The sequence below is a fragment of the Pantoea jilinensis genome (assembly GCF_019104105.1).
Classification (GTDB): Bacteria; Pseudomonadota; Gammaproteobacteria; order Enterobacterales; family Enterobacteriaceae; genus Pantoea; species Pantoea eucalypti.
Genome location: NZ_CP077746.1, coordinates 3,178,973 through 3,201,139, shown reverse-complemented (window position 1 = coordinate 3,201,139; position 22,167 = coordinate 3,178,973). Strand labels below are relative to the sequence as shown.

Here is a 22,167-nt window from a genome sequence, read left to right as displayed (position 1 = left end):
AAGCCGCAACCGGCGCACGGGTGCTGGTTTTTAGTGCGTCAACTCCTTATAATCTCGCGCAACCTTTTCCCCGTTGCACATTTTTACGCCACCTCGGTTGGCTGGGATTTCTATTTATGAGCGAAAAATACGTCGTTACCTGGGACATGCTTCAGATTCATGCCCGCAAACTGGCCCAGCGTCTGCTCCCTGTTGAACAGTGGACAGGCATTATCGCGGTGAGCCGCGGCGGTCTGGTACCGGCTTCGCTGCTGGCACGTGAACTGGGTATCCGCTACGTTGATACCGTCTGCATCTCCAGCTATGACCACGATCATCAGCGTGAAATGAAAGTCCTGAAGCGCGCAGAAGGCGACGGTGAAGGCTTTATCGTAATCGACGACCTGGTCGATACGGGCGGCACCGCGCAGGCGATTCGCGAAATGTATCCGAAAGCGCGTTTCTGCACCATTTTCGCTAAACCCGCCGGTCGTTCACTGGTTGATGATTACATCGTCGATATTCCGCAGGATACCTGGATCGAGCAGCCGTGGGATATGGGTGTCGTTTATATCCCGCCGATTGTAAAAAACTGATTGATATACATCAGACAACGCCCGGTTTTCCGGGCGTTGTGCATTCTGAGCCTCGCACCCCGAATTGCCGTACAGTACACTTAGCCATCGCCGTTCTGTTGCAGGAGAAGTGAGTATGTCGAGCAAAAATCTCAGCGAGGAGCTATTCAAGCCGCGCTTTAAACATCCTGAAACCTCTTCCCTGGTTCGCCGCCAACATCACGCTACCCCGAATGTCCACTCTGCCCTGGAGGGTGACAGCCAGCGCGGCTGGTATCGCATGCTGAATAAGCTGATGTGGACATGGCGAGGCCTGACGCCGCAGGAGATCAGTGAAGTGCTGGCACGTATTGCCATCAGCAACGCTGAACATACTGATGAGACGCTGCTCGACACCGTGATTGGTTTTCGCGGCGGCAACTGGCATTTCGAATGGTCTAAGCAGGCGGGCATCTGGCAGCAGAAAGCGCTGGAGGCATCCGACGACAGCGAGGCGGGCGACGACTGGCTACATGCGGCCCATCTTTATAGCGTTGCGGCTTATCCCTATATAAAAGGCGATGAACTGGCTGACCAGGCACAGACGCTGGCCAATCGTGCCTATGAAGAGGCGACTCAGCGGTTGCCTGGCGAACTGAAAATCCTGACGTTTGCTATTCCGGGCGGCAGTCCGGTCAGCGGCTTTCTGCATATGCCGCCGGATGTTGAAGCGCCTTATCCCACCGTACTGTTTTGCGGCGCACTCGACTCGTTACAGAGCGATCACTATCGCCTGTTCCATGATTACCTTGCCCCGCGTGGCATTGCTATGCTGACAATTGATGTGCCGTCAGTGGGCAACTCGGTGAAATGGACGCTGAATCAGGACACCAGTTTTCTGCATCAGCAGGTGCTGCGCGATCTAATCAATGTGCCCTGGGTCGACCATACCCGCGTGGCGGCATTCGGTTATCGCTTTGGCGCTAACGTGGCCGTGCGGCTGGCCTATCTGGAATCGCAGCGGTTGCGTGGGGTCGCCTGTCTGGGCCCGATTGTGCATGCTCTGCTGACCCAGACGGCGTTGCAGGATGCGATCCCGGATATGTATATGGATATGCTGGCGAGCCGGCTGGGTATGGCCACCGCCTCCGACAGTGCGCTGCGCACTGAACTCAACCGCTATTCGCTTAAAACCCAGGGATTACTGGGCCGCCGGACGCCCACGCCGATGCTGTCGGGCTACTGGCAAAACGATCTCTTCAGCCCGGAAGAGGAGAGCAGGCTTATCGCAAACTCTTCCTCAGACGGCAAAGCGTTGCGAATTCCGGTGAAGCCGGTGATGGCCAGTTTTGATAAGGCGCTGAATGAAATTTGTGACTGGCTGGAGAAGCGTTTAAAAAGGTGACTGGCAAAATTTACAGTATTTGCTACAACTAGTAGCGGAATTCTTCCGGGCTGCCGCTAAGTGAAATATGACGTCATCGGGCCCATGCGGTGTAGCGTCGTGCTGGCCGTCCGGAAATCAAGGCTGTATAGCGGTCAAAACCTATGGAGAATCAGCATGACGTTACCAAGTGGTCATCCCCGCAGTCGCCTGCTTAAGCGCTTTACGGAGCTTGGGCCTTATATTCGCGATGGGAAATGTGGCGAAACCCGTTTCTTCTTCGACTGCCTGGCTGCCTGCGTCAATGTGAAACCGGCACCGGAATTGCGAGAGTTCTGGGGCTGGTGGATGGAGCTGGAAGCACAGGCTGACCACTTTACCTATGTCTACCATATCGGTCTGTTCGATAAAGAGGGTGACTGGTCGGTGGCAACCATCAAAGGGAAAGAGAACACGGCGCGCGTGGAAGAGACCTTACGGAATTTCCATACCCGTCTGAAAGCGATGCTGAAAGAGTTCGAGCTGGATCTGATCCCAGCCAGCGATTTTGATGAGAAACCGGTGAAGCTGAGCGCCTGATAGGGTAGTGTAGTGAAATAAAGACGAAAAAAATGGCGAGTTTAAAAACTCGCCATTTTTGTTGAAGTCTGACCCGCTGTTGGATCGAGCCTTCTCAGAGAACACGGTCAGATCGGAAAGACGCAAAAGCCGCCATCCATGGCACGCTCGGCCCGCGCCGTCCTGGCCGGGACGCTTTCCTCTTCTGACCGTGTTCCCTGCGTGTTGAATTTATGCGTTGCTGCCAGCTCCAAATCTGCCCGGTTTGCGAGCCTGAAATCAGAACTGGTAAGTCACACCCATCGCCACAATGTCGTCGTTGTTAAGCGACAGCGCATTGTCGTCATCCAGCTGGTTGATTTTGTAATCAACGAAGGCGGACATATTTTTGTTGAAGTAGTAGGTCGCGCCCACATCGATATATTTCACCAGATCCGCATCGCCGATACCGTTTTCGATATCTTTGCCTTTGGTCTGTACATACCCGATAGATGGACGCAGGCCGAAATCAAACTGATACTGCGCCACCAGTTCAATGTTCTGCGCTTTGTTGGCTGCGCCCGCAACGGCTGCGCCGGTGGTACGGTTGGTGCCGCTGATTGGCGTCATGTTGCGGGTATCAGTGTAGATTGCGGCCAGGTAGACACTGTTAGCATCATACTTCACGCCTGCGCCCCAGGAATCCGCACGGTCACCGCGGCCATAAGCGCGCGCCTGCTGCTGGTTGGTGCGGTCAGATGAGGTGATGGCACTCATCAGGCTCACACCAGAATCACCCAGAGCATAGCCGAGAGACGCACCGTAGCCGTCGCCATTCTGACGGTTAATGTCAGTACGGGTGTTGGTACTGGACGCGTCATTTTTGCCCTGATACTGCAGCGCAAATTTCAGGCCATCGACCAGACCAAAGAAGTTATTGTTACGATAAGTCGCAACACCGGTGGCGCGCTGTGTCATAAAGTTATCAGAGCGGGCTGTACCGTCACCGCCGAATTCCGGGAAAACGTCAGTCCAGGCTTCAACGTCATACAGCACACCGTAGTTACGGCCATAATCTACCGAACCGTACTGAGAGAATTTCAGACCAGCAAACCCGAGGCGGGTTTTATTGCCGTTGTTGGCGTCACTGCCTTCGGAGTTGTTAACGTTGTACTGATATTCCCACTGACCATAACCGGTCATCAGGTCGTTAATCTGTGTCTGACCCTTAAAGCCGATACGGGTATAGGACTTGTCTCCATCCTGGCTGGCATTATCGCTGATGTAGTGCTCAGCTTTAACTTTGCCGTACAAATCCAGTTTGTTGCCATCTTTGTTATAGATTTCGGCAGCCTGCGCGGCAGAAGCCAGCGTCAGCGTGGAGAGGAGCATGGCCAGTGTGCTTTTCTTCATTTGCTATCAATCCCAATGTGAACACCGTAAAAAAATGAAAGTTTTTGTAAAACACGGACTTTTTACCCGTCAGTGATGAACTTTTTATGACACTTTTCATGATTTCTTGTTAACCATGAACTTTTGGTCTACCTCCTTGTCCGCGTAATTTCGTGCTTTTCCCCCGCTGGCTGTTGGCTTCCTTATCGACTCCTGTTAAAACGTCCTTTCGTAAAAATTTTTCTCTACGGCAGGAAATATGAGTGGCAGTCAGACCTTAGTGGTCAAGTTGGGTACCAGCGTTCTTACCGGCGGATCTCGCCGGTTGAACAGGGCGCACATGGTGGAACTGGTTCGTCAGTGCGCGCAGCAGCACGCCGCAGGCCACCGCATTGTGATCGTGACTTCTGGCGCAATGGCCGCCGGACGCGAGCACCTGGGCTACCCCGAACTGCCACCGACCATCGCCTCAAAGCAGCTGCTGGCTGCGGTGGGGCAGAGTCGTCTGATTCAGCTGTGGGAACAGTTATTTTCTATCTACGGTATTCATATTGGTCAGATGCTGTTGACCCGTGCCGACATGGAAGATCGCGAACGCTTTCTGAACGCCCGCGACACGCTGCGTGCGCTGCTGGATAACCATATTGTGCCGGTGATCAATGAGAACGATGCTGTCGCCACCGCTGAAATCAAAGTGGGCGACAACGACAATCTCTCGGCGCTGGCGGCCATGCTCGGCGGCGCCGACAAGCTGTTGCTGCTGACTGATCAGCAGGGACTGTTCACCGCCGATCCCCGTAACAATCCTGAGGCTGAGCTGATCAGTGATGTGCATATCATTGATGATGCGTTGCGCGCCCTGGCAGGTGACAGCGTTTCCGGGCTCGGCACTGGCGGCATGTCGACTAAGCTTCAGGCGGCGGATGTTGCCTGTCGTGCCGGTATCGATGTGATCATCGCCTCGGGCAGCCGCAGCGGCGTGATCAGCGATGTGATTGATGGCAAGCCGGTCGGTACGCGCTTCCATGCGCAGCAATCGCCGCTGGAAAACCGTAAACGCTGGATTTTCGGTGCGCCTCCGGCGGGTGAGATTACCGTCGATGACGGTGCACTGGCAGCCATTATCGAACGTGGCAGTTCGCTGCTGCCGAAAGGGATCCGGGCGATCCAGGGGAATTTCTCTCGCGGTGAAGTGATCCGCATTCGCAGCCTGCAGGGCCGGGATATCGCTCACGGCGTTTCACGCTACAACAGCGACGCGATGCGAATGATCGCCGGTCATCATAGTCAGCAGATCAGCGAGATCCTGGGATATGAATATGGCCCGGTGGCGGTTCACCGCGACGACATGATCGTCAGTTAAGGAGCGGACAATGCTTGAAGAGATGGGAAAAGCGGCGCGTGCCGCAGCGTATACCGTGGCCGATCTGTCAACGGCAGAAAAGAACGATGTTCTGATGACGATTGCTGACCGGCTGGAAACCGAGAGCGCTGACATTCTGGCGGCTAACGAGCTGGATTTAGCCGATGCGCGTCAGAACGGCATGAGTGCCGCGTTATTAGATCGACTGACGCTTAATCCGCAACGCCTCAGCAGCATCGCCAGCGATGTGCGCCAGGTTTGTCAGCTTGCCGATCCGGTAGGGCAGTTAATCGACGGTGGTCAGCTCGACAGCGGGCTGCGCATTGAACGCCGTCGCGTGCCGCTGGGCGTCGTTGCGGTGATTTATGAGGCGCGCCCTAATGTGACGGTTGACGTCGCCAGTCTGTGCCTGAAAACCGGCAACGCCGCTATTCTGCGTGGCGGCAAAGAGACCTGGCGCACCAATGCGGCCACCGTTCGGGTCATTCAGAACGCGCTGAAGCAGCACGGTTTACCGGTAGCCATTGTCCAGGCGATTGAAAATCCTGACCGCGAGCTGGTGAATCAGCTGCTGAAGCTGGATCGCTACGTCGACATGCTGATCCCGCGCGGCGGAGCCGGGCTGCATAAACTGTGTCGCGAGAACTCCACCATTCCGGTGATTACCGGCGGCATTGGCGTCTGCCATATCTACATTGATGAGACGATGGAGATTGAACCGGCACTTGATGTGATCGTCAACGCCAAGAAACAGCGTCCCAGCGCCTGTAACTCACTAGAAACGCTGCTGGTGGACCAGGCGATGGCCGAACGTTTTCTGCCAGCTTTCAGCGCGCGAATGGCGCAGGAAGGAATCGCGCTGCATGCTGACAGCAACGTGCTGGCACAACTTCAGCATGGCTCCGCCCCGGTTAAACCCGTGAGTCCTCAGCAATACAATGACGAGTGGCTGTCGCTGGATCTTAACGTTAAATTGGTGGCGGATATGGATGAGGCGATCGATCACATTCGTACGCACGGCACACAGCACTCAGATGCTATCCTCACCCGTAATACGCGTAATGCCGCGCGTTTTGTTCGTCAGGTCGACTCGTCAGCGGTTTATGTCAACGCCAGCACCCGCTTCACCGATGGGGGTCAATTTGGCCTGGGCGCGGAAGTGGCGGTCAGTACACAGAAATTGCATGCCCGTGGCCCCATGGGGTTAGAGGCGCTGACCACCTATAAATGGATAGCGTGGGGAGACGATACGCTCCGCCCATAACGACGATAATTTTTAACAAAGCGGGAGTCTTTCAAAGGCTCCCGTTTTTTTTATCCCGATTTTTCGGACCAGTGAAAGATAGGATTTTCTGCGCATCAGATCATTTTCTGTTCTGTTCTCGTCATCCCTGGCAATTATGCTGCCTGATATTCACGCAATTTCTTACGGAACATTCCTGAAAGCCGGGGCTGCAAGCGGCCTGAGGCAATATTTTTTGTTTAGCCGCAGGCTGAAGCGGATAATGATAGTTAGCATTGCTTGATAAAGCGGTTAGGTAGTAAACGAGCGGTAATATAAAATGAACTGGTAGCAATAACGAAAATAACATCCAGTATCTCTTCTATGGCTGATTATTAACTAATGGTTAAAAAAGAAAGTACAAGACAAGCTTTCACCGCCAGGCTGATAGCGGCCTGTGAGAGTGCCGGCATTGTCGGACATGGACGAAACAAACAGGTTGCCAGAGCTCTGCAGCAGCAAGGCTGTAAAATTTCAACGCCAGGCGTGTGGAAGTGGTTTAACGCGCAGTCAGTGCCTGATGGCGGCAATTTACTGGCACTCAGTCAATTGCTAGGCGTCAGGGTAGAGTGGCTCCAGTACGGCATGGAGCAATCCACTGAACCTGTAGCGATGAGTACACTCACTGGCCAAAAGAGTGTGTTTCGTATTGATAGCCTCGACATTGGTCAGCGCAGTGCTGCGGGCCTGCCCGCGCGCGATGAGTTTGTCGAGACTATCCAGGCGATTGAATATGGTCTGGATGAGGCACGGGTTCTGTTCAACGGCCGTCCGGCGGAAAACATTCGGTTGATCGCTATCAACAGTGATTCTATGGCTGACACCTTTGCACCGCGCGATCAGCTGTTTGTGGATATCAGCGTGCGGATGTTTGACGGCGATGGTATCTATATTTTTACCCTCGACGAGCAGCTCTACCTTAAACGCCTGCAGCTGCAGCATAAAAAAATTGCAGTGATATCAGATAATAAACGCTATGAAACGTGGTATCTCAATCGTGATGAGGTCACCAGCCTGAAGGTGCTCGCAAAAGTGATTATGAGCCAGGCGCGACACTATCAAATTCTCGGCTAAAGCCGTTTCTGCCGCTTTTCTCCGGAGAGCTGCAAAAAAATAATCGGCATAAATTCATAAATTTAACCAGCAGTAAATAAAAAATTAACCAACAGTGTTTGATAAAGCATAAGAACCTGTTAATAATTTGGACATGGATGAACGAAGACGTTCTTTTCAGGGATGACCCGCTCTTAAACAATTCAGGCGCTGCACAAGCGCGAATCATACCACCCAAAAGTCAGTGAACTTTGGGATGGGGTGGATGCGCAAATGCAGCGTCGTCAGATGCCGTTTATTTCCCCTCGCTTACTTTCCACCTGGCTGCTTACGCAGCCGGGCGGTGAGCGTGCGACCGCGATATACGACATTCGGGTCCGTTCGGTTTCCCGAAAGCTCGCGCCTGCCACCCCATCGCCAAATACTCATTCACAGGAGGAGTTATGGCGATTATTCACTATGGCAAAAGCGTTTTCACTGGCAACGCACGTACGCGTCGCCATCGGCGGCGCCAGCCTCTCAGCAGCCTGCAACAGAGCATCGATCAGGCATTGAACTTTCCAGCTGAACCACCAACCCTGAGGCGTGCAGAGCAAATCTGCCAGCGTCAGGTCGCCCCGCGCGTTGATCGCGCAATCACAACACCCCGCGTGACCAGTCAGGAAACACCCAGTTTCGACAATTGCTGTCTTCCGCATGTTCATCTCTACGCCGTGAGCTGAAGCGGAAGCGCGCGCCGTTTTTCGTTCCGGCTAACGCTTTGTTATCTCCAGCTCTCATTGGGCGCAATCTGCTGAATTACTGTTTAGTTTTGCTGCAGCTTCAGCAAGGCCCTTTGCTGTGCCGGGCTTGTTAATGATCAGCGGGCGTTATGTATTTATTTTCACAAGGCTGAAGGCCTTAATTCGTCATTGAGGAGTCCGTATGAGCCAGATCATCGCAGTACTGAATTTTGAAGAGGGATATGTCGACACACCTTATCTCGACACGCTGGGTTTCCCCACGGTGGCGGGCGGCATACGCATTGGGCCAAAAGGGGCGTCGCTCAGTAATTACACTTTCCGCGTGCCACGGCGCGTCGGTGATGTCTGGAAGCAGTGCATTCTGGAAAACAAAGTTCAGGAGATGCAGGGCAGGGAGCTGCTGCGCGATGCGCTGACAAAGTGCAATGACGCTCGCACCGATGTGTTGCTGAGCATGACGTATCAACTGGGCGTGGAGGGCGTCCTGCAGTTCAAAAACATGCTCACCTCCATCATCGCTGAACAGTTTAGTGATGCGGCTGACGCGATGATGAACAGCCTCTGGGCGCGTCAGACGCCGGGCCGGGCCCGGCGTCATGCGGAGATGATGCGCACCGGCACCTATGCGATTTACAGGGGGCTGCTATGAGATGGCTCATGTTTCTCATTGCCGTGCTGACGGCAATCATCATTCTGCTGCTGCTGCAGCGCTTTACCACCCTGCAGTTTGTCTCTCATGCCCGCCTGCTCTTCAAAACCTGGTCTGTCTGGCTTGCGTCGTTGGGCTCCATGCTCAGCGCCTGGGCGCAGTCATTCCCCTCTGCCGCCGTTGATGCCTGGAACGTGCTGCCGGAAGACGTGAAATCGATTCTGCCACACAACTACCTGGGGCTCGTGGGCGCGTTCATGGTGGCGATGGGGGTGATTGCCCAGTTTGTTCGTCAGAAAAACCTGCTCACCGCGAAGGAGCAGGCGGGAGGAGCGAAACCATGACTCTCATTACCACCTTACTGGGCGGCAGCTGGCACTGGCTGGCCGCACTCGCTGGCGTGATTGCGGCGCTGGGCGCCAGTTATTTCGGCGGCAAAAAAATCGGCAAAGTGCAGCAAAAAGCACGTTCTGACGTCGATAACGCGCAACAGGAGGCGTCTCGCGTTAGCGCGGTGGCGCACCAGCAACAACACAACCGCGAGGAGGCTAACCGTGTGGCGACCGACAACCATAGCCTTGATGACGCTGCTGCTCGTGACAAGCTGCAGCAGTCGAAATACCACAAACCCTGAGCCGGTAGCGATTACCGACTCTGCCTGCGTACTTTTTTCCCCTCTTTATACCTACGGCGATGACGCGCAAAAAATGGACGTTCGTACGGTGCGCGCCATCAACACCCACAACGACATGTGGGACTCCCTTTGCGGCCATCCGGCTGCGGCTAAGTAGTGCGCTGATTTCAGCGCGATATCTCTGTGATCCTGAGGAGGATTCTATGATCGAAGTTAACTCTTTTGCTGAACTGCGTACCACTGTTCCACCAAAATCAGGTGAAGTCGCCAGCCTTAAACGCTATTACGATAAGGACTCCAGCTTCCGGGGTGGCGCAGACTTTGTCGGTTTCCTGAGTACGACACCGCTGAAAGATGATGGCGGTACGGTGGCGATAGGCAACGGTTTCTACTGGAAACGCACCATCAACGATCCTACGGAAGTGAACATTCTGCACTTCGGTGCGAAAGGGGATGGCGTCACCGATGATACTGATGCTTTCAAGCGGATGCTGGCATGGACCCAGACCTACAACACCTACGTGAAAGCGATGCCGGTGCGATTTCCGGGTGGCCGCTTCCTGATTTCACCCATCGATCTCACCGATACGGAGTTGCCGTTCTTTGGTATCAGCGGTGATGATACCGAACTCGGATCGTCACCCCGCACCACCATTGTCTCTGACAAAAGCGCGAATACGGTATTCAAGGTGAATGCGCGCAAAATCGTCATTAAAGGCATTTGCTGGCACGGACAGGCTAACGCCGGAACTGTCGACACCTCTCTCAAAGTCACCGTCACGCCTGAACAGTGCAGCAACGTTCAGCCATTCTTTGAAAATACGATTGTTGGAGGCCAGATCGTCAATATCTTCTGCTTCAAGGCTCAAAGCACCGGGGGAACTGTCTTTAAACTGCAGGATACGCTCGACAGTAAATTCGATCAGATCTACAGCTCCAGTACCTATTCCCGTGTGTTTGATGTCGGCTGGTCAAATACACCAAAGGGAAACTGGGACCACTCAACAGCGATTGAGCTGTGTAATGCTAACTTCCAGTCGGGCTATGGGGACGCCACGCTCTACATGCCGCGCGTCACACAGGGAGTCATGCGCAACGTCTGGATTGAGCACACGACTAACCCGGGTGATCTGTCGGACGGGGGCTGGAACATCGAAACGCTTAACATTGAAGATTGCGCCACGCCGCTCAATCTCAACAATGCCCGCGTGGTGATGCGTCATATCAACCTGCAGGCGGGGGCGAAAATCACCAATGATATAGCCGGAAACAAATGGCTATCGACTTTTGAATATGGCTACCGTCGGGATGAGAACTACGGCACGTTCATGACCGGTTCACTGCGTGCCGGCTATTACAGTGGCTATAAAGTGGTGAACAACACCGCTACCGATAACTGGTATCGGCTGGGGCAGCTCTATTTCCCGGCGCCTAACCAGCAATGGGTGATGGAGCTGATCGGTAAAGCGGATGCCACCACGCCGTCCGGCACCGCCGGTTCACCGGTAAATATGCCGGCCACAGGTAAAACCCTGATCAACCTGCAGCGACTGGAGACGGTCTGGGCCGATGCTTACCATATGGGACAACCTTCTGTGCTGGACATTCGTTATGGCCGGGTAGGGACCACCTATGCCGTAATCTGGGTCAAGCTGAAAGCCAATAGCGGCGAGACCATGTTCAATCTGAAGACCACGGGTCCCACCCGGTTTGATACCGGTTCCTGCTCGCTGTTCCAGTCAGATATGACGATGGTTGATGACATCACCAAAATCAGCAACCTGAAACCCGCTGCACGTTTCGGCATGCACAATGGGCTGGCGGGTATCGGTGCCAACGAGAAAGGGGTGGTGACGCTGGCGACTGCGGCGGGTACACCGACTAACAAGACCGCGCCGACCGGTTTTGTGCTGATCAATATCAACGGCGTGGATCGTAAGGTTCCTTACTACGATTGATGATCGGCATATTTTGGGCGAGGTGTGAGCCTCGCCCTTTTTTTGCTCTGTGGGTATCTCCACTTCTCTTTATGTCGGCAGGAACGCATCGCTGCAGAGCCCTGCCAGGCTGCTTCCCTGAGAGAGTCTCGCGCTTTCATGTTCTCCAGTCGACGGATTACGATTAATTTGAATTAGGAGTTGCGTCACTGTGAGAAGTGTGGCCTAATGAATCGTCGGTTTGATTAACAGACACTATCAAAGTAAGTAACCAAAGCAGTTCTCATCTCTAAGTTTGTCGCGAGACATCCCTTCTTTTTGAGTCTTCTCTTACGTTCTGATTAAAATCTGTTCTCAGGCCATTATGCCGGAAGGCTCGATATATTAAGGATTTAAGCATGTCTAACAAAATTCGCGGTACCGTTAAATGGTTTAACGCAGAGAAAGGCTTCGGTTTCATTTCTCCTGCAGACGGCAGCAAAGATGTATTCGTACATTTCTCTGCAATCCAGGGCACCGATTTCCGTTCATTAGATGAAGGTCAGCAAGTTGAATTCACAGTAGAAAATGGCGCCAAAGGCCCAGCTGCTGCGAACGTTGTTGGTCTCTAAGGACTGAAAATTACTTTTAAGTGTCCTCACTGTAATGGCTCACAGTTTCGTACATCACATTTTGATGTTACAAGAGCCAATCCGCATGGAGCGAAATGCATTTTCTGCAAATCTGTCGTCGTTCAGGTGAACATGGCAAGGATTGCAACTCAGAGCCAGCTTCGCGCGCTCTGATAAAGGCTAGTGAGCTTTATAGCGTTGTTGCATTTATAGTAATAAAAGGTCGCCTCTGGCGGCCTTTTTTGTGTCCGCTATTCCTGTCCTCAAACCTCAAACCTCAAACCTCAAACCTCAAACCTCAAACCTCAAACCTCAACCCTCAACCCTCAACCCTCAACCCTTAACCCTTAAACCCTTCCTGCACGCGTCGGGTGGCGTCAGCTTTCTTTGTCTCGGAACAGTGTTAACCGCCTGAAATCTATCCGCTCTCCATCATCGCGTAAAAAAAGACCCGCCGGGGCGGGCCGTTAAGAAGGATTAACGCAGTACGGGTTGCAGAGAAAGCTTGCCGGTATTGAACACGCTCATCGCCTGTGCCATGCGCTCGGCTTGATCCTGCAGTGCCTGAGAGGCGGCTGATGCTTCCTGTACCAGCGCGGCATTCTGCTGCGTTACCGCTTCCATCTGAGTAATTGCCTGATTGATTTCATGGATGCCGCTGCTCTGTTCGCTGCTGGCGATCGTGATTTCGCTCATAATGTTTGCCACGCTCTGCACGCTGTTCACCACTTCACCGATGGTTGAACCTGCATGCGTCACCAGTTTGCTGCCTTCATCGACTTTAGCGACAGAATCTTCAATCAGCACCTTAATCTCTTTGGCTGCGGAAGCTGAGCGCTGTGCCAGATTACGCACTTCACTCGCCACGACGGCAAAGCCACGACCCTGTTCACCCGCGCGCGCGGCTTCTACGGCGGCGTTAAGGGACAGGATATTGGTCTGAAAGGCAATCGAGTCGATAACGCTGATAATATCGACAATTTTGCGTGAGGAGAGGGCGATGGCTTCCATCTTCTCGATGACCTGCTCCATGACCACGCCACCTTCACGTGCCACGCTTGAGGTGGTGGAAACCAGGTGATTAGCTTCACGCGCGTTGTCGGCATTGTGTTTCACCGTCGACGTCATCTGCTCCATCGCAGAGGCGGTCTCTTCCAGGGAGCTGGCCTGCTGCTCAGTTCGGGTTGAGAGATCAAGGTTGCCGCTGGAAATCTGCGTTGATGCAACCGCGATAGTGTCGGAGCCGGTACGCACTTCCGTCACAATTGACAGCAGGTTATCGTTCATCCGCTGCAATGCCTGCATCAGAACACCTGTTTCATCGCGTGAGGTCACCTGCATCTGGGTACTCAGATCGCCGGCCGCCACACGTTCAGCGACATCAACAGCTGCAACCAGTGGACGCACGATTGAACGGGTCAGGAAGTAGCCCAGCATGATAGAAGCAAGAATGGCCAGTGCGGAGAAAATCAGCGTGATGGAGATAGCAGACTGGCCGTTTTCCACAATACCCTGACCTTCAGTCCGCAGCTGTGCATCCTGAGAGTTGGCAAAATCCACGGCATCCTGCAGGAATTTATTCTGGGTAGCCGTCATTGATTTCAACACATAGATGCTTGCTGCATCAAAGTTGCCCGCTTTTACCAGGGTAATTAATTCGGCTTTGACCTTTTCAAATGCCTGAGAAGAGGCCAGCAGACCGGCGATCTTTTTCTTACCGATTGGCGTGACCTGAATGTCTTCAATCCTTTTCATGGCGCGGTTGGTACGTTGCGTGGCTTCATCCAGCTGACCATAACGTTTCACATTATTTTCCGGATGTGTCGTGTCGATCACCATGCCGCGCAGGTATTTGATCTGATCGTTGACGCCATCGCGCACATCAAATGCCAGTCGTACTTTCACATAGCGATCATCAACGATCGACGAGATCGCCGTATTGATATTGTTAATTCTGGTAATAGATGTCACACCAATCACTATCAGTAACGTCACAATAATGCCGAAGGCTGCTGCAAGCCGCATTCCGACCTTCATATTCCTGATGCTGAACATGTTCTTTTCCCCGTTATTGTATTAATCAATTTATTAGCAACACTCAGATTCCCTGCTGTTGTACGCAAAGCCGTGCTGAAGTCTGTGGTCACAGCCGCAGGCAAAATGTGATCTCGCGCATACAGTTATCGGAGTGCGGAGTTGTATCTTTAATAATTTTTAAGTAATCACGCAGCGTGAATAAATAATCAGTGAAAAGCATCAGAAAAGGTTAACAAACGAGCGGAGGCGGAATTCAGGCAAAAAAAAGGGCTGTCAGCAGTGGTGCTGACAGCCCGATCCAGACAAACATGAATGGATTCAGAAAACTAAAAAGTAGAGGCCTACCCAGAACGCGACGCTTAAACTGACGGCGCTAATCCAGGCCAGCTGACGTAAACGGCCACGTAATACCTTTTGAGGAGAAGGCGTCGCAGGTGCGGGCGTAACAGGTAAAGTTTCAATGTGCATAGTCGTTTCCTGGTCAGGTCAGCGATTCCGCTGATCAAAAAAGTAAAAGTGTGCCGGGCATTCTTTGCGGCCCGTGTTTACTTAACGGGCGGTATCGAGAACGTTGAAAATCACGTCTGAAAGTTCATTCAGCTCAAACTTTGCCACATAGCCGTCGGCTCCCACTTTACGCACGTGGTCTTCGTTGGCGCTTCCAGAGAGTGAGGAGTGGATCACGACCGGCAGCGTTTTCAGAATCGGGTCACGCTTGATGTTGCGGGTCAGCGTAAAGCCATCCATCTCAGGCATCTCCAGATCGGTCAGTACCAGGGCAATTTTGTCGTGAATCGACTCGCCTGAAGCCTGCACTTCCTGGCTTAGCTGCTTAATTTTTTCCCAGGCATCAAGGCCGGTGTTAAACATCAGCGCCGGAATGCCCATGCTCTTCAGTCCCTGCTCCAGCAGCTGACGCGCGACTTTGGAATCTTCTGCCACAATTGCAACCGCACCCGGGCGATAGTTGAAGGCGCGCGGTTTGGCCGCTTCAGGCTCGACGCCGCGTGACGACGGGATGATGTCATACAGGATTTGCTCAACGTCCAGCACCATCGCCAGCTCGCTGCCCTGCTTATCGGTGTCCAGGCAGGCGATGCTGGTAATGTTGCGACCGCCGATACCGGCTTCAGCGGTATGGACCTGGCTCCAGTCGAGACGCACGATGTTATCCACGGATTCCACGGCAAATGCCTGGGTGTTACGGGCATACTCGGTGACCAGCAGCAGGTTAAGGCCCGTTTCGGGTACGCAACCTGCCACAGCAGGCAGGTCGATGACCGGAATGAACTGACCGCGAATACTGGCCATACCCAGCAGCGGCGAACTCATTCCCGCGGCTTTGGTGATGGTCTGCATTGGTACAATTTCACGCAGCTTGAAGACGTTAATGCCAAACAGCTCAGACTTGCCTTTCAGCTGATCAGAACCTAAGCGAAACAGCAGCAGCTCAAACTTGTTCGATAATGCGAGGTTCGCTCTCTCATCGATCTCTTTCTGAAAATTATCCATGGTTGCCTCTGCATTAACGCAGCTGGTGAAATAGGGTGTGAACAGGTTATCGGCAGCAAACGGAAAAAGGTGAGAAGAGAAAGGTGAAATAAAACGGACGCCAATTATTGTGCCAGGCTTAACCCTGAAGGTTCAACATGGACACCTTTCCAATAAAGGAGTGTGAAATGAAAAAAGTGATTTTAGCGTCGTTGCTGGTGATGATGAGCGCGGGTGTGTCGGCTGAAGAGGGCGGATACAAAGCGGGTGATGTGCCACCGCCGCAGCACAAGCAGGATGCGGGCTATAAAGGCTCAGAAGATACCGGTCAGACACATATTGATCAGATCCGCGACTTCCGTCAGGGCGGGTATGTGACGCTGGAAGGTTACATCGTGAAGAAAGAGCAGGGCGAGCGCTATCAGTTCCGCGACAACACCGGTACGTTACCGATTATCGCACCGAAGAAGACCTTTGATGGTAAAACCTACACCGCGGAAGACAAAGTACGTGTCAGTGGTAAGGTACAGGGCAAAGGGGATAAAACCACGCTGCATGTGACACAAATCGAAGAGCCATAAGAAATCGGGCGAGGTAATAACCTCGCCCGATTTTATTCAGTCCTTCAGCAGAATCGCCCGGCAGGTTTTGCCTTTGATTTTGCCCTGCTTGAGTTTCACCAGTGCCGCTTTAGCGTGGTTCGCTTCAATCGCCACGTAGGCATGGGTTGGGGTCAGAACGATTTTACCGATCTGATCGGCGCGATAACCCGCTTCACCGGTCAGCGCACCCAGAATGTCTCCCGGACGCATCTTGGCTTTACGACCACCATCAATACACAATGTCATCATGGCGGCAGGCAGAGGCTTGCTGCTGCCTTTTTTCAGCGTGCTGGCAGAAACCCACGGCAGTTTTTGCTGCAGGAAATCCTCCAGTGCATGTGCGCGCGCCATTTCATCGGCAGCAACCAGGCTGACGGCAACGCCATGTTCGCCTGCACGTGCGGTACGACCGATGCGGTGCAGGTGGATTTCAGGATCCCAGGCAAGCTGGTAGTTGACCACCATCGCCAGTGATTTGATATCCAGTCCGCGCGCGGCGACATCGGTGGCAACCAGTACGCGTCCACTGCCGTTAGCAAAACGGATCAGCACACGTTCGCGATCGCGCTGTTCCAGGTCACCATGCAATGGCAGGGCGCTGATATCACGCGCGTTAAGCGCCGCAGCGACATCGTCACATTCACGTTTGGTGTTGCAGAAGACCACACAGGATGAGGGCTGACGGTCGCTAAGCAGCGCGATGAGCAGACCCAGTTTTTCATTGTGGCTGGCTTCAAAGAACTGCTGGTCAATTGAAGGCAGTTCGCTGACTTCTTCAGTTACCACGCTCAGCGCATCACGCTGGAAGCGGGTACTGATGGCGGTGATGCCGTCGGGCCACGTAGCGGAAAAGAGCAGCGTCTGCCGCGAGGCGGGCGTCGCCTCAATGATAGTTTCCATATCATTGAGGAAACCCATCTCCAGCATCCGATCTGCCTCATCCAGTACCAGCGTGTTGAGCTGGTCCAGTTTGAGGTTTTCGCGGTTGATGTGGTCGAGGATACGACCCGGCGTGCCGACCACGATATGCGGTGGATGCACCAGCGAGTCACGCTGTGCACTCATCGGTTGTCCGCCACACAAGGTGAGGACTTTGATATTTCGGGTGAAGCGGGCCAGCTGGCGCAGCACGTTGCCCACCTGATCGGCCAGTTCCCGGGTTGGACACAGGATGAGTGCCTGAGTCTGAAAGCGGGTGCTGTCAATATGGTGCAGTAAACCAATACCAAAGGCAGCCGTTTTACCGCTGCCGGTTTTCGCCTGCGCACGCACGTCGCGTCCCTGCAGAATGGCGGGCAGCGTAGCAGCCTGCACGGGCGTCATGCTGGTGTAGCCCATCTCGCGCAGGTTATCGAGCTGGCTGTCGGGAAGCGAATTGAGGGTAGAAAAAGCGGTCACGGGCGCGGCCTCTGAGGCTGAAAGTGTAGGGCATTATTGCGGGGCAAGTCTGGCAGAAAGCACGCCTGACAGCAACGGGAACCTCGATGGTTAACGGTATGAAACTATCTCTGCCGGTACGCTTAGGAATAGACTGAAGTTTGCCTGGAAAAGACGGTTTTTTTTAATCGATTCGCTGAATGTAAAGCTTTTCATTTCAAAGCGATAATTTACCAGGACCATGCATTGTTTTATAACCCTCCGTTTTTAAATATTTATTTCATTGTTAATCAGATGATTCCTTAATAATCACTCCAGTAATAGAATTAATCATTAAAAAATATCACTCTCCGTGCCGATAAAAATCCTGAGCTAATTGCTTTATATTTAGCGCGCCATATTCCTGGTACAACGACCGGTAGAGGGTATTTGCATTGAGTAAACGCATCCAGGGACCACATGAAAATGTGCTTAAAATAGTAGGCCGCGCCGTACTGACACTGCATATTCATGGAGAGGGCTTATCGGCTGATAAGATCGCTTCGATGATTGCGTGTTATGCGGAAGATGAGCCCTGTGATCAGGAAGATCGTCGCTTATACGCGCTGGCAATGGAACTAATGTCGAATAATCAATGGGCCAAAAGCGCGTAACCCGCACTTCGCTCAGGTAAATGCAGAGCCTCCCTTGTGGAGGCTCTGTTGTTTTGGGGGAGGGCTGGCTCGCGGCCGATTGAGTCTGGCTCAGTGAAACGGGTGGTGGCCCGCGATGCTTTGCTTCAGGCGCAGGCTCCCATCACTTCACGTCAGTTGGTCGTCTGTGAACCCAATGCGGTTTTGCTGTGTCAGGCTGAGGCCAGTGCAAACACCGGTTTACCGCGCGAGAAGGTCGCGACGACGGGCGAAATTCGGGCTACGGCTTCGGCGGAACAGCTTGCCGCCACCAGCATCATACTCGCGTCATCGCCCGTCACGGGCCACTGGCGTTGACCCTGAGCAGAGAGTGGCAGCCGGTCGCCTGTGGCAATCGCCAGCGCCCGCGACAGCGAGAATTCATCCGAGCCGCGATAGAGTTGTGCGTAAAGATTCGCTTTTTCCAGCATGCTGCCCGTGCCAAAGGGTGACCAGTGATCGATGACGCTGTCTGTGCCGGTCATCACTTTCACACCCGCTTTCTGTAGCTGTGGAACTGGCATGGTGAGCTTGCCGATCGGCAGCGTGGAGGCGACGCTGAACTGCTGCTCCGCCAGCCCTTCGATCATCCTGTCCAGCGCACTGCCGGTCAGGGTCGCCAGCGCGAAACCGTGGCTCAGCGTCACTTTGCCTTTTAGCACCGGATTCTTCGCCACGGTGTCAATCATGTACTGAATCGCCGCCACGCCAGCAGGGGAGGTTTCATGCAGATGAATATCCACGCCGCGCTGGTAATCGAGCGCAATCTGGAACATCGCATCCAGCGACCTCTCCATCGCACCATCGACATTGGTGGGATCCAGCCCGCCGACATACTCAACGCCGTGCTGCATTGCTTCGCGCATCAGCCCGTCAACCTGCGAGTGCAGCAGGCCGTGCTGCGGGAAGGCAACGATCTCGCAGGGAAAATCGGGGTGCCGGGCTAATGCCGCCTGCAGATGTTCCAGGCTCCTAAGGCCGCTGACCGGATCAATGTTGCAATGGCTGCGGGCGCGGGTGGTGCCTTTGGCGTGGAGCAGAGCGATCAAGGTTTCAGCGCGCGCCTGAGAGTGCGGCAGCAGTTGCGGAATGAGGACTTGTTCGCGCGCAATCATATCCATGATGGTTTTGCCCTGACGGGGACGCGGAGCCTGCCACGGGCCGCCGTAGAAGGTTTTATCCAGGTGAATGTGCATATCCTGCGTGGCGGGCAGCAGCAGGGCATCCTGTGCGTCCCAGGACGGCAGCGTGCTGTCGCCCTGGCCTGCGGGCACCAGCTGGTCAATTTTACCGTCGCGTACGCTGATGTCGTAACGCCCGGTCCGGGTCGCGACGATTTCGTCATCCTCGCGAATAAACCCTTCTTCCAGCCTCACATTGCGCAGCAGGTAGTGATCCTGCTGTGGCAGGGCGGTGGACTGGTCGGGATTGATAGCGGGTGAAGGTGAGGACGTGGCGGCACTGGCCTGCCCGAGACCGGCGGCCAGTAAGCCGCCTGCGGCGGTCCAGCGAACACCTTGTCCAAGGAAATCGCGGCGGCTCGGTGAAGAGGAAATAGGCATCAGAGGCTCCTGCAAAGTGAACAAGACATTAATCTGACAAACGACGCTTCACCCTGCTGCGTTATTTTCCACTGACGACTATTCGATATCTCACTGCCAGCGCAGCTGGCCAAAGGCCGCCAGTGACTCTGCCAGTTCGCGCTGCAACGGATCCTGCGGCTGGCGGCAGAACAGTGCCAGTTCAAAGGTATCAATCAACGGCAGTCCCTGCTCAGGACCCAGCACCCGATGTTGCGGCAGGCGGCAGCTGGCGGGCAGTAACGTGAGTCCCAGTCCCTGCGCACTGGCGGCGGCCAGCGCGACCAGGCTGGCGCTGCTGTAGCTAATGCGCCAGCTTCGACCCAGCGCATCCAGCGTCTGGCACACCTCGTCACGATAGAGCCCCTGCTGGGGAAACAGCACCAGCGGCACCGGCGTCTGTTCAAAGCAGGGCCACTCCGCGCTGTCGAGCCACAGCAGGGGTTCGGGACGCGACGCCATCGGACGCTCGCCGTAAGGCTGCTTGATCAGCATGATGTCGAGCTCTTCACGCTGCCAGGCGCGACGCAACTCCACCTGCATGCCACTCATCACATCCAGCCGCAACTGCGGATGGTCGCGGCTGAAGTGCGCCAGCAGGCCGGCAGTGGGTGCAGCGAAATCCTCCGGCACGCCAAGGCGCAACACGCCGTCGCGCCACTGGTCACTCAGCACATCGTGCGCTTCGCCATTCAGAGCAATAATCCGGCGGGCGTAGCCTAAAAGTTTTTCGCCCTCTTCGGTGATCTGCACCTGATGCGAGGTGCGAACCAGCAGTTCCTTTCCTAACATCTCTTCAAGACGCCGCACCTGCTGGCTGACAGTGGATTGCGACAGGTGCACTCTGTCGGCGGCGCGGGTAAAGCTGAAGGTTTCGCACACCGCCACAAAGCTAAGCAACTGCTGCGGGGTAAACATGGGCTGACGATTCATTTTTCCACTACCTGGCAGAGTAATATTTCATTTCCAGATAGTAGCGACTGCTGCCAGGCTGGCAACCTTTAACTGCTTGGATCTCAGATGAAGAGAGAGAACAATCTGCTGCTGGCGGCGCTGGTGCTGGCAGGACTCAATATGCGGCCACTGATGACTTCGGTCAGTCCGTTACTCGGCCAGTTGCGGCAGAGCATTGGTCTGTCGTCACTGGCGGCATCGCTGCTACCTGCGGTGCCGATGATGATGATGGGCGCGATTGCGTTAATCAGCGCCCCGCTGATGCAGCGTTTTGCGGTGCGCAGACTGCTGCTCGGCGGTCTGGTGCTGCTGTTGCTGGCGCTGGTGAGTCGGCTGTTGGTTACTGATGGCCGCTGGCTGGTGCTGACTGCCGTGCCGGGTGGGGCAGGCATTGGCATTGTACAGATGGCGATGCCGGGATTGATCCGTCAGCGTTTTGGCAGCCGGAGCGCCGGCGTGACCGGACTCTGGGCCGCCGCGCTGATGGGGGGCGGCGGAATTGGCGCGGCTATCTCGCCGTGGCTGAGCGCACATTTTGGCTGGCAGGGCGCGCTGAGTAGCTGGGCGCTGCCGGTGGTGCTGGCTATTCTGGTCTGGCTGTTTATCACCACCGCGCCACCCACAGCCCGGACAGAGGCAGCAGAGATGCCTTCGCTGTGGCGAAAAACCCGTGCCTGGACGCTGGCGCTGAGCTTTGGACTGGTGAACGGAGGATATGCCATCTGTGTTGCCTGGCTGCCTGACTTTTATCATCAGCTCGGCTGGAGCACACAGGCGGGCGGTTCACTGCTTGGTATGATGATCGCCTGTCAGGTCTCGGGTGCGCTGCTGTTGCCGTTGCTGGCTCGAGGCCGCGATCGTCGTCCGCTGTTGCTGTTCACGCTGGCGATGCAGCTCAGCGGCATGCTCGGCTTTCTGCTTGCGCCACAAGGGGCGCCGTGGCTCTGGGCGGGGATTGCGGGCGTCGGACTGGGCGGGGCGTTTCCGCTGGCACTGGTGCTGGCGCTGGATCATCTTGAAAAACCCCAGACTGGCGCACGGCTGGTGGCCTTTATGCAGGGCGTCGGCTTTATTATTGCGGGCAGCATGCCGTTTATCGCCGGTCAGCTGCATGCGTTCACCGGCCAGTTCGCCAGCATCTGGATTCTGCAGGCGGCGGTTACGCTGCTGCTGGTCGTCCTGACTCTGCGTTTCCATCCACGCAGCTATCAGCGGGCCTTTCCCGGCGTGAGTAGCTGATTTTGGTCGGACCAATCAAAGCAATAATTTTCTCTGGTTCACACTCCAGAAATATTCGCGCAACTTCTATTGCCACGGATTAACAATAAATTAACTAT

General features: G+C 54.5%; 23 protein-coding genes. 16 read left to right on the top strand and 7 right to left on the bottom strand.

Annotation, left to right across the window (positions count from 1 at the left end; genetic code table 11):
- Nucleotides 1–116 precede the first annotated feature (116 nt).
- The 3 genes from gpt (at nucleotide 117) to crl (ending at nucleotide 2,496) form a co-directional block, all read left to right on the top strand.
- A complete protein-coding gene (gpt, locus tag KTJ90_RS15165) occupies nucleotides 117–575 on the top strand; it encodes a xanthine phosphoribosyltransferase (protein ID WP_003851171.1) in 459 nt (152 codons plus the stop codon).
- Between the two features lie 115 nt (nucleotides 576–690).
- Complete coding sequence (gene frsA / locus KTJ90_RS15160; protein ID WP_105099459.1) at nucleotides 691–1,938, top strand: esterase FrsA; 1,248 nt, start codon at nucleotides 691–693, stop codon at nucleotides 1,936–1,938.
- Nucleotides 1,939–2,094: 156 nt separating this feature from the next.
- The gene (crl, locus tag KTJ90_RS15155) at nucleotides 2,095–2,496 is read left to right on the top strand and encodes a sigma factor-binding protein Crl (RefSeq protein ID WP_003851176.1); all 402 of its coding nucleotides are present in this window, start codon (nucleotides 2,095–2,097) and stop codon (nucleotides 2,494–2,496) included.
- Nucleotides 2,497–2,754: 258 nt separating this feature from the next.
- Here the strand turns inward: crl and ompC are convergent, their stop codons facing one another.
- Nucleotides 2,755–3,867, bottom strand: coding sequence for a porin family protein (gene ompC / locus KTJ90_RS15150; RefSeq protein ID WP_499025268.1), 1,113 nt, complete (start codon nucleotides 3,865–3,867; stop codon nucleotides 2,755–2,757).
- 238 nt (nucleotides 3,868–4,105) lie between these two features.
- On the opposite strand from ompC, the gene proB reads away from it, so the two are divergent.
- From proB to ymcF, 10 genes are all read left to right on the top strand, one after another.
- Entirely contained in the window at nucleotides 4,106–5,209 is a 1,104-nt protein-coding gene (gene proB / locus KTJ90_RS15145; protein WP_008924844.1) for a glutamate 5-kinase, read from the top strand.
- A 10-nt stretch (nucleotides 5,210–5,219) separates the two neighbouring features.
- Nucleotides 5,220–6,473, top strand: a complete 1,254-nt coding sequence (proA, locus tag KTJ90_RS15140) for a glutamate-5-semialdehyde dehydrogenase (protein ID WP_499025266.1) — start codon at nucleotides 5,220–5,222, stop codon at nucleotides 6,471–6,473.
- 360 nt (nucleotides 6,474–6,833) lie between these two features.
- Nucleotides 6,834–7,565 (top strand): S24 family peptidase, encoded by a 732-nt coding sequence (locus KTJ90_RS15135; RefSeq protein WP_008924846.1) that lies wholly within the window; start codon nucleotides 6,834–6,836, stop codon nucleotides 7,563–7,565.
- 422 nt (nucleotides 7,566–7,987) lie between these two features.
- On the top strand, nucleotides 7,988–8,266 hold the full coding sequence (locus KTJ90_RS15130) for a transcriptional antitermination N peptide (RefSeq protein ID WP_003854417.1): 279 nt from the start codon (nucleotides 7,988–7,990) through the stop codon (nucleotides 8,264–8,266).
- A 202-nt stretch (nucleotides 8,267–8,468) separates the two neighbouring features.
- Nucleotides 8,469–8,936: a lysozyme family protein gene (locus KTJ90_RS15125; protein ID WP_003854415.1), complete on the top strand. Its 468-nt coding sequence runs from the start codon at nucleotides 8,469–8,471 to the stop codon at nucleotides 8,934–8,936.
- Entirely contained in the window at nucleotides 8,933–9,280 is a 348-nt protein-coding gene (locus KTJ90_RS15120) for a DUF7940 domain-containing protein (RefSeq protein ID WP_008924848.1), read from the top strand. Before KTJ90_RS15125 ends, KTJ90_RS15120 begins: the two co-directional genes overlap by 4 nt.
- On the top strand, nucleotides 9,277–9,570 hold the full coding sequence (locus KTJ90_RS15115; protein WP_497816727.1) for a hypothetical protein: 294 nt from the start codon (nucleotides 9,277–9,279) through the stop codon (nucleotides 9,568–9,570). The genes KTJ90_RS15120 and KTJ90_RS15115 overlap by 4 nt, the downstream gene beginning before the upstream one ends.
- A 203-nt stretch (nucleotides 9,571–9,773) precedes the next feature.
- Nucleotides 9,774–11,528, top strand: coding sequence for a putative phage tail protein (locus KTJ90_RS15110; RefSeq protein WP_003854410.1), 1,755 nt, complete (start codon nucleotides 9,774–9,776; stop codon nucleotides 11,526–11,528).
- Between the two features lie 377 nt (nucleotides 11,529–11,905).
- Nucleotides 11,906–12,118: a transcription antiterminator/RNA stability regulator CspE gene (gene cspE, locus KTJ90_RS15105; protein ID WP_003854408.1), complete on the top strand. Its 213-nt coding sequence runs from the start codon at nucleotides 11,906–11,908 to the stop codon at nucleotides 12,116–12,118.
- A 3-nt stretch (nucleotides 12,119–12,121) separates the two neighbouring features.
- Nucleotides 12,122–12,292, top strand: a complete 171-nt coding sequence (gene ymcF / locus KTJ90_RS15100; protein WP_085980553.1) for a cold shock small protein YmcF — start codon at nucleotides 12,122–12,124, stop codon at nucleotides 12,290–12,292.
- 303 nt (nucleotides 12,293–12,595) lie between these two features.
- Here the strand turns inward: ymcF and KTJ90_RS15095 are convergent, their stop codons facing one another.
- From KTJ90_RS15095 to KTJ90_RS15085, 3 genes are all read right to left on the bottom strand, one after another.
- On the bottom strand, nucleotides 12,596–14,173 hold the full coding sequence (locus tag KTJ90_RS15095; RefSeq protein ID WP_033761898.1) for a methyl-accepting chemotaxis protein: 1,578 nt from the start codon (nucleotides 14,171–14,173) through the stop codon (nucleotides 12,596–12,598).
- 300 nt (nucleotides 14,174–14,473) lie between these two features.
- Entirely contained in the window at nucleotides 14,474–14,623 is a 150-nt protein-coding gene (locus tag KTJ90_RS15090; protein WP_003850104.1) for a hypothetical protein, read from the bottom strand.
- Between the two features lie 81 nt (nucleotides 14,624–14,704).
- Nucleotides 14,705–15,667 (bottom strand): chemotaxis protein, encoded by a 963-nt coding sequence (locus KTJ90_RS15085; protein ID WP_003850102.1) that lies wholly within the window; start codon nucleotides 15,665–15,667, stop codon nucleotides 14,705–14,707.
- Nucleotides 15,668–15,834: 167 nt separating this feature from the next.
- Between KTJ90_RS15085 and KTJ90_RS15080 the strand changes: the two genes are divergently transcribed.
- Nucleotides 15,835–16,227: a YgiW/YdeI family stress tolerance OB fold protein gene (locus tag KTJ90_RS15080; RefSeq protein WP_499025258.1), complete on the top strand. Its 393-nt coding sequence runs from the start codon at nucleotides 15,835–15,837 to the stop codon at nucleotides 16,225–16,227.
- Between the two features lie 36 nt (nucleotides 16,228–16,263).
- On the opposite strand, the gene dbpA is transcribed toward KTJ90_RS15080, so the two are convergent.
- On the bottom strand, nucleotides 16,264–17,646 hold the full coding sequence (dbpA, locus tag KTJ90_RS15075; RefSeq protein ID WP_008924852.1) for an ATP-dependent RNA helicase DbpA: 1,383 nt from the start codon (nucleotides 17,644–17,646) through the stop codon (nucleotides 16,264–16,266).
- Between the two features lie 413 nt (nucleotides 17,647–18,059).
- Here dbpA and KTJ90_RS15070 point away from each other — a divergent pair, with 413 nt between their 5' ends.
- A complete protein-coding gene (locus KTJ90_RS15070) occupies nucleotides 18,060–18,278 on the top strand; it encodes a hypothetical protein (protein WP_008924853.1) in 219 nt (72 codons plus the stop codon).
- 191 nt (nucleotides 18,279–18,469) lie between these two features.
- Here KTJ90_RS15070 and KTJ90_RS15065 read toward each other — a convergent pair whose 3' ends face one another.
- Both KTJ90_RS15065 and KTJ90_RS15060 read right to left on the bottom strand, forming a co-directional pair.
- Complete coding sequence (locus KTJ90_RS15065) at nucleotides 18,470–19,858, bottom strand: amidohydrolase family protein (RefSeq protein WP_476159510.1); 1,389 nt, start codon at nucleotides 19,856–19,858, stop codon at nucleotides 18,470–18,472.
- Nucleotides 19,859–19,948: 90 nt separating this feature from the next.
- On the bottom strand, nucleotides 19,949–20,809 hold the full coding sequence (locus KTJ90_RS15060) for a LysR family transcriptional regulator (protein ID WP_003850092.1): 861 nt from the start codon (nucleotides 20,807–20,809) through the stop codon (nucleotides 19,949–19,951).
- A gap of 87 nt (nucleotides 20,810–20,896) precedes the next feature.
- Between KTJ90_RS15060 and KTJ90_RS15055 the strand changes: the two genes are divergently transcribed.
- Nucleotides 20,897–22,069 (top strand): cyanate transporter, encoded by a 1,173-nt coding sequence (locus tag KTJ90_RS15055; protein WP_499025248.1) that lies wholly within the window; start codon nucleotides 20,897–20,899, stop codon nucleotides 22,067–22,069.
- The last annotated feature ends 98 nt before the right edge of the window (nucleotides 22,070–22,167 follow it).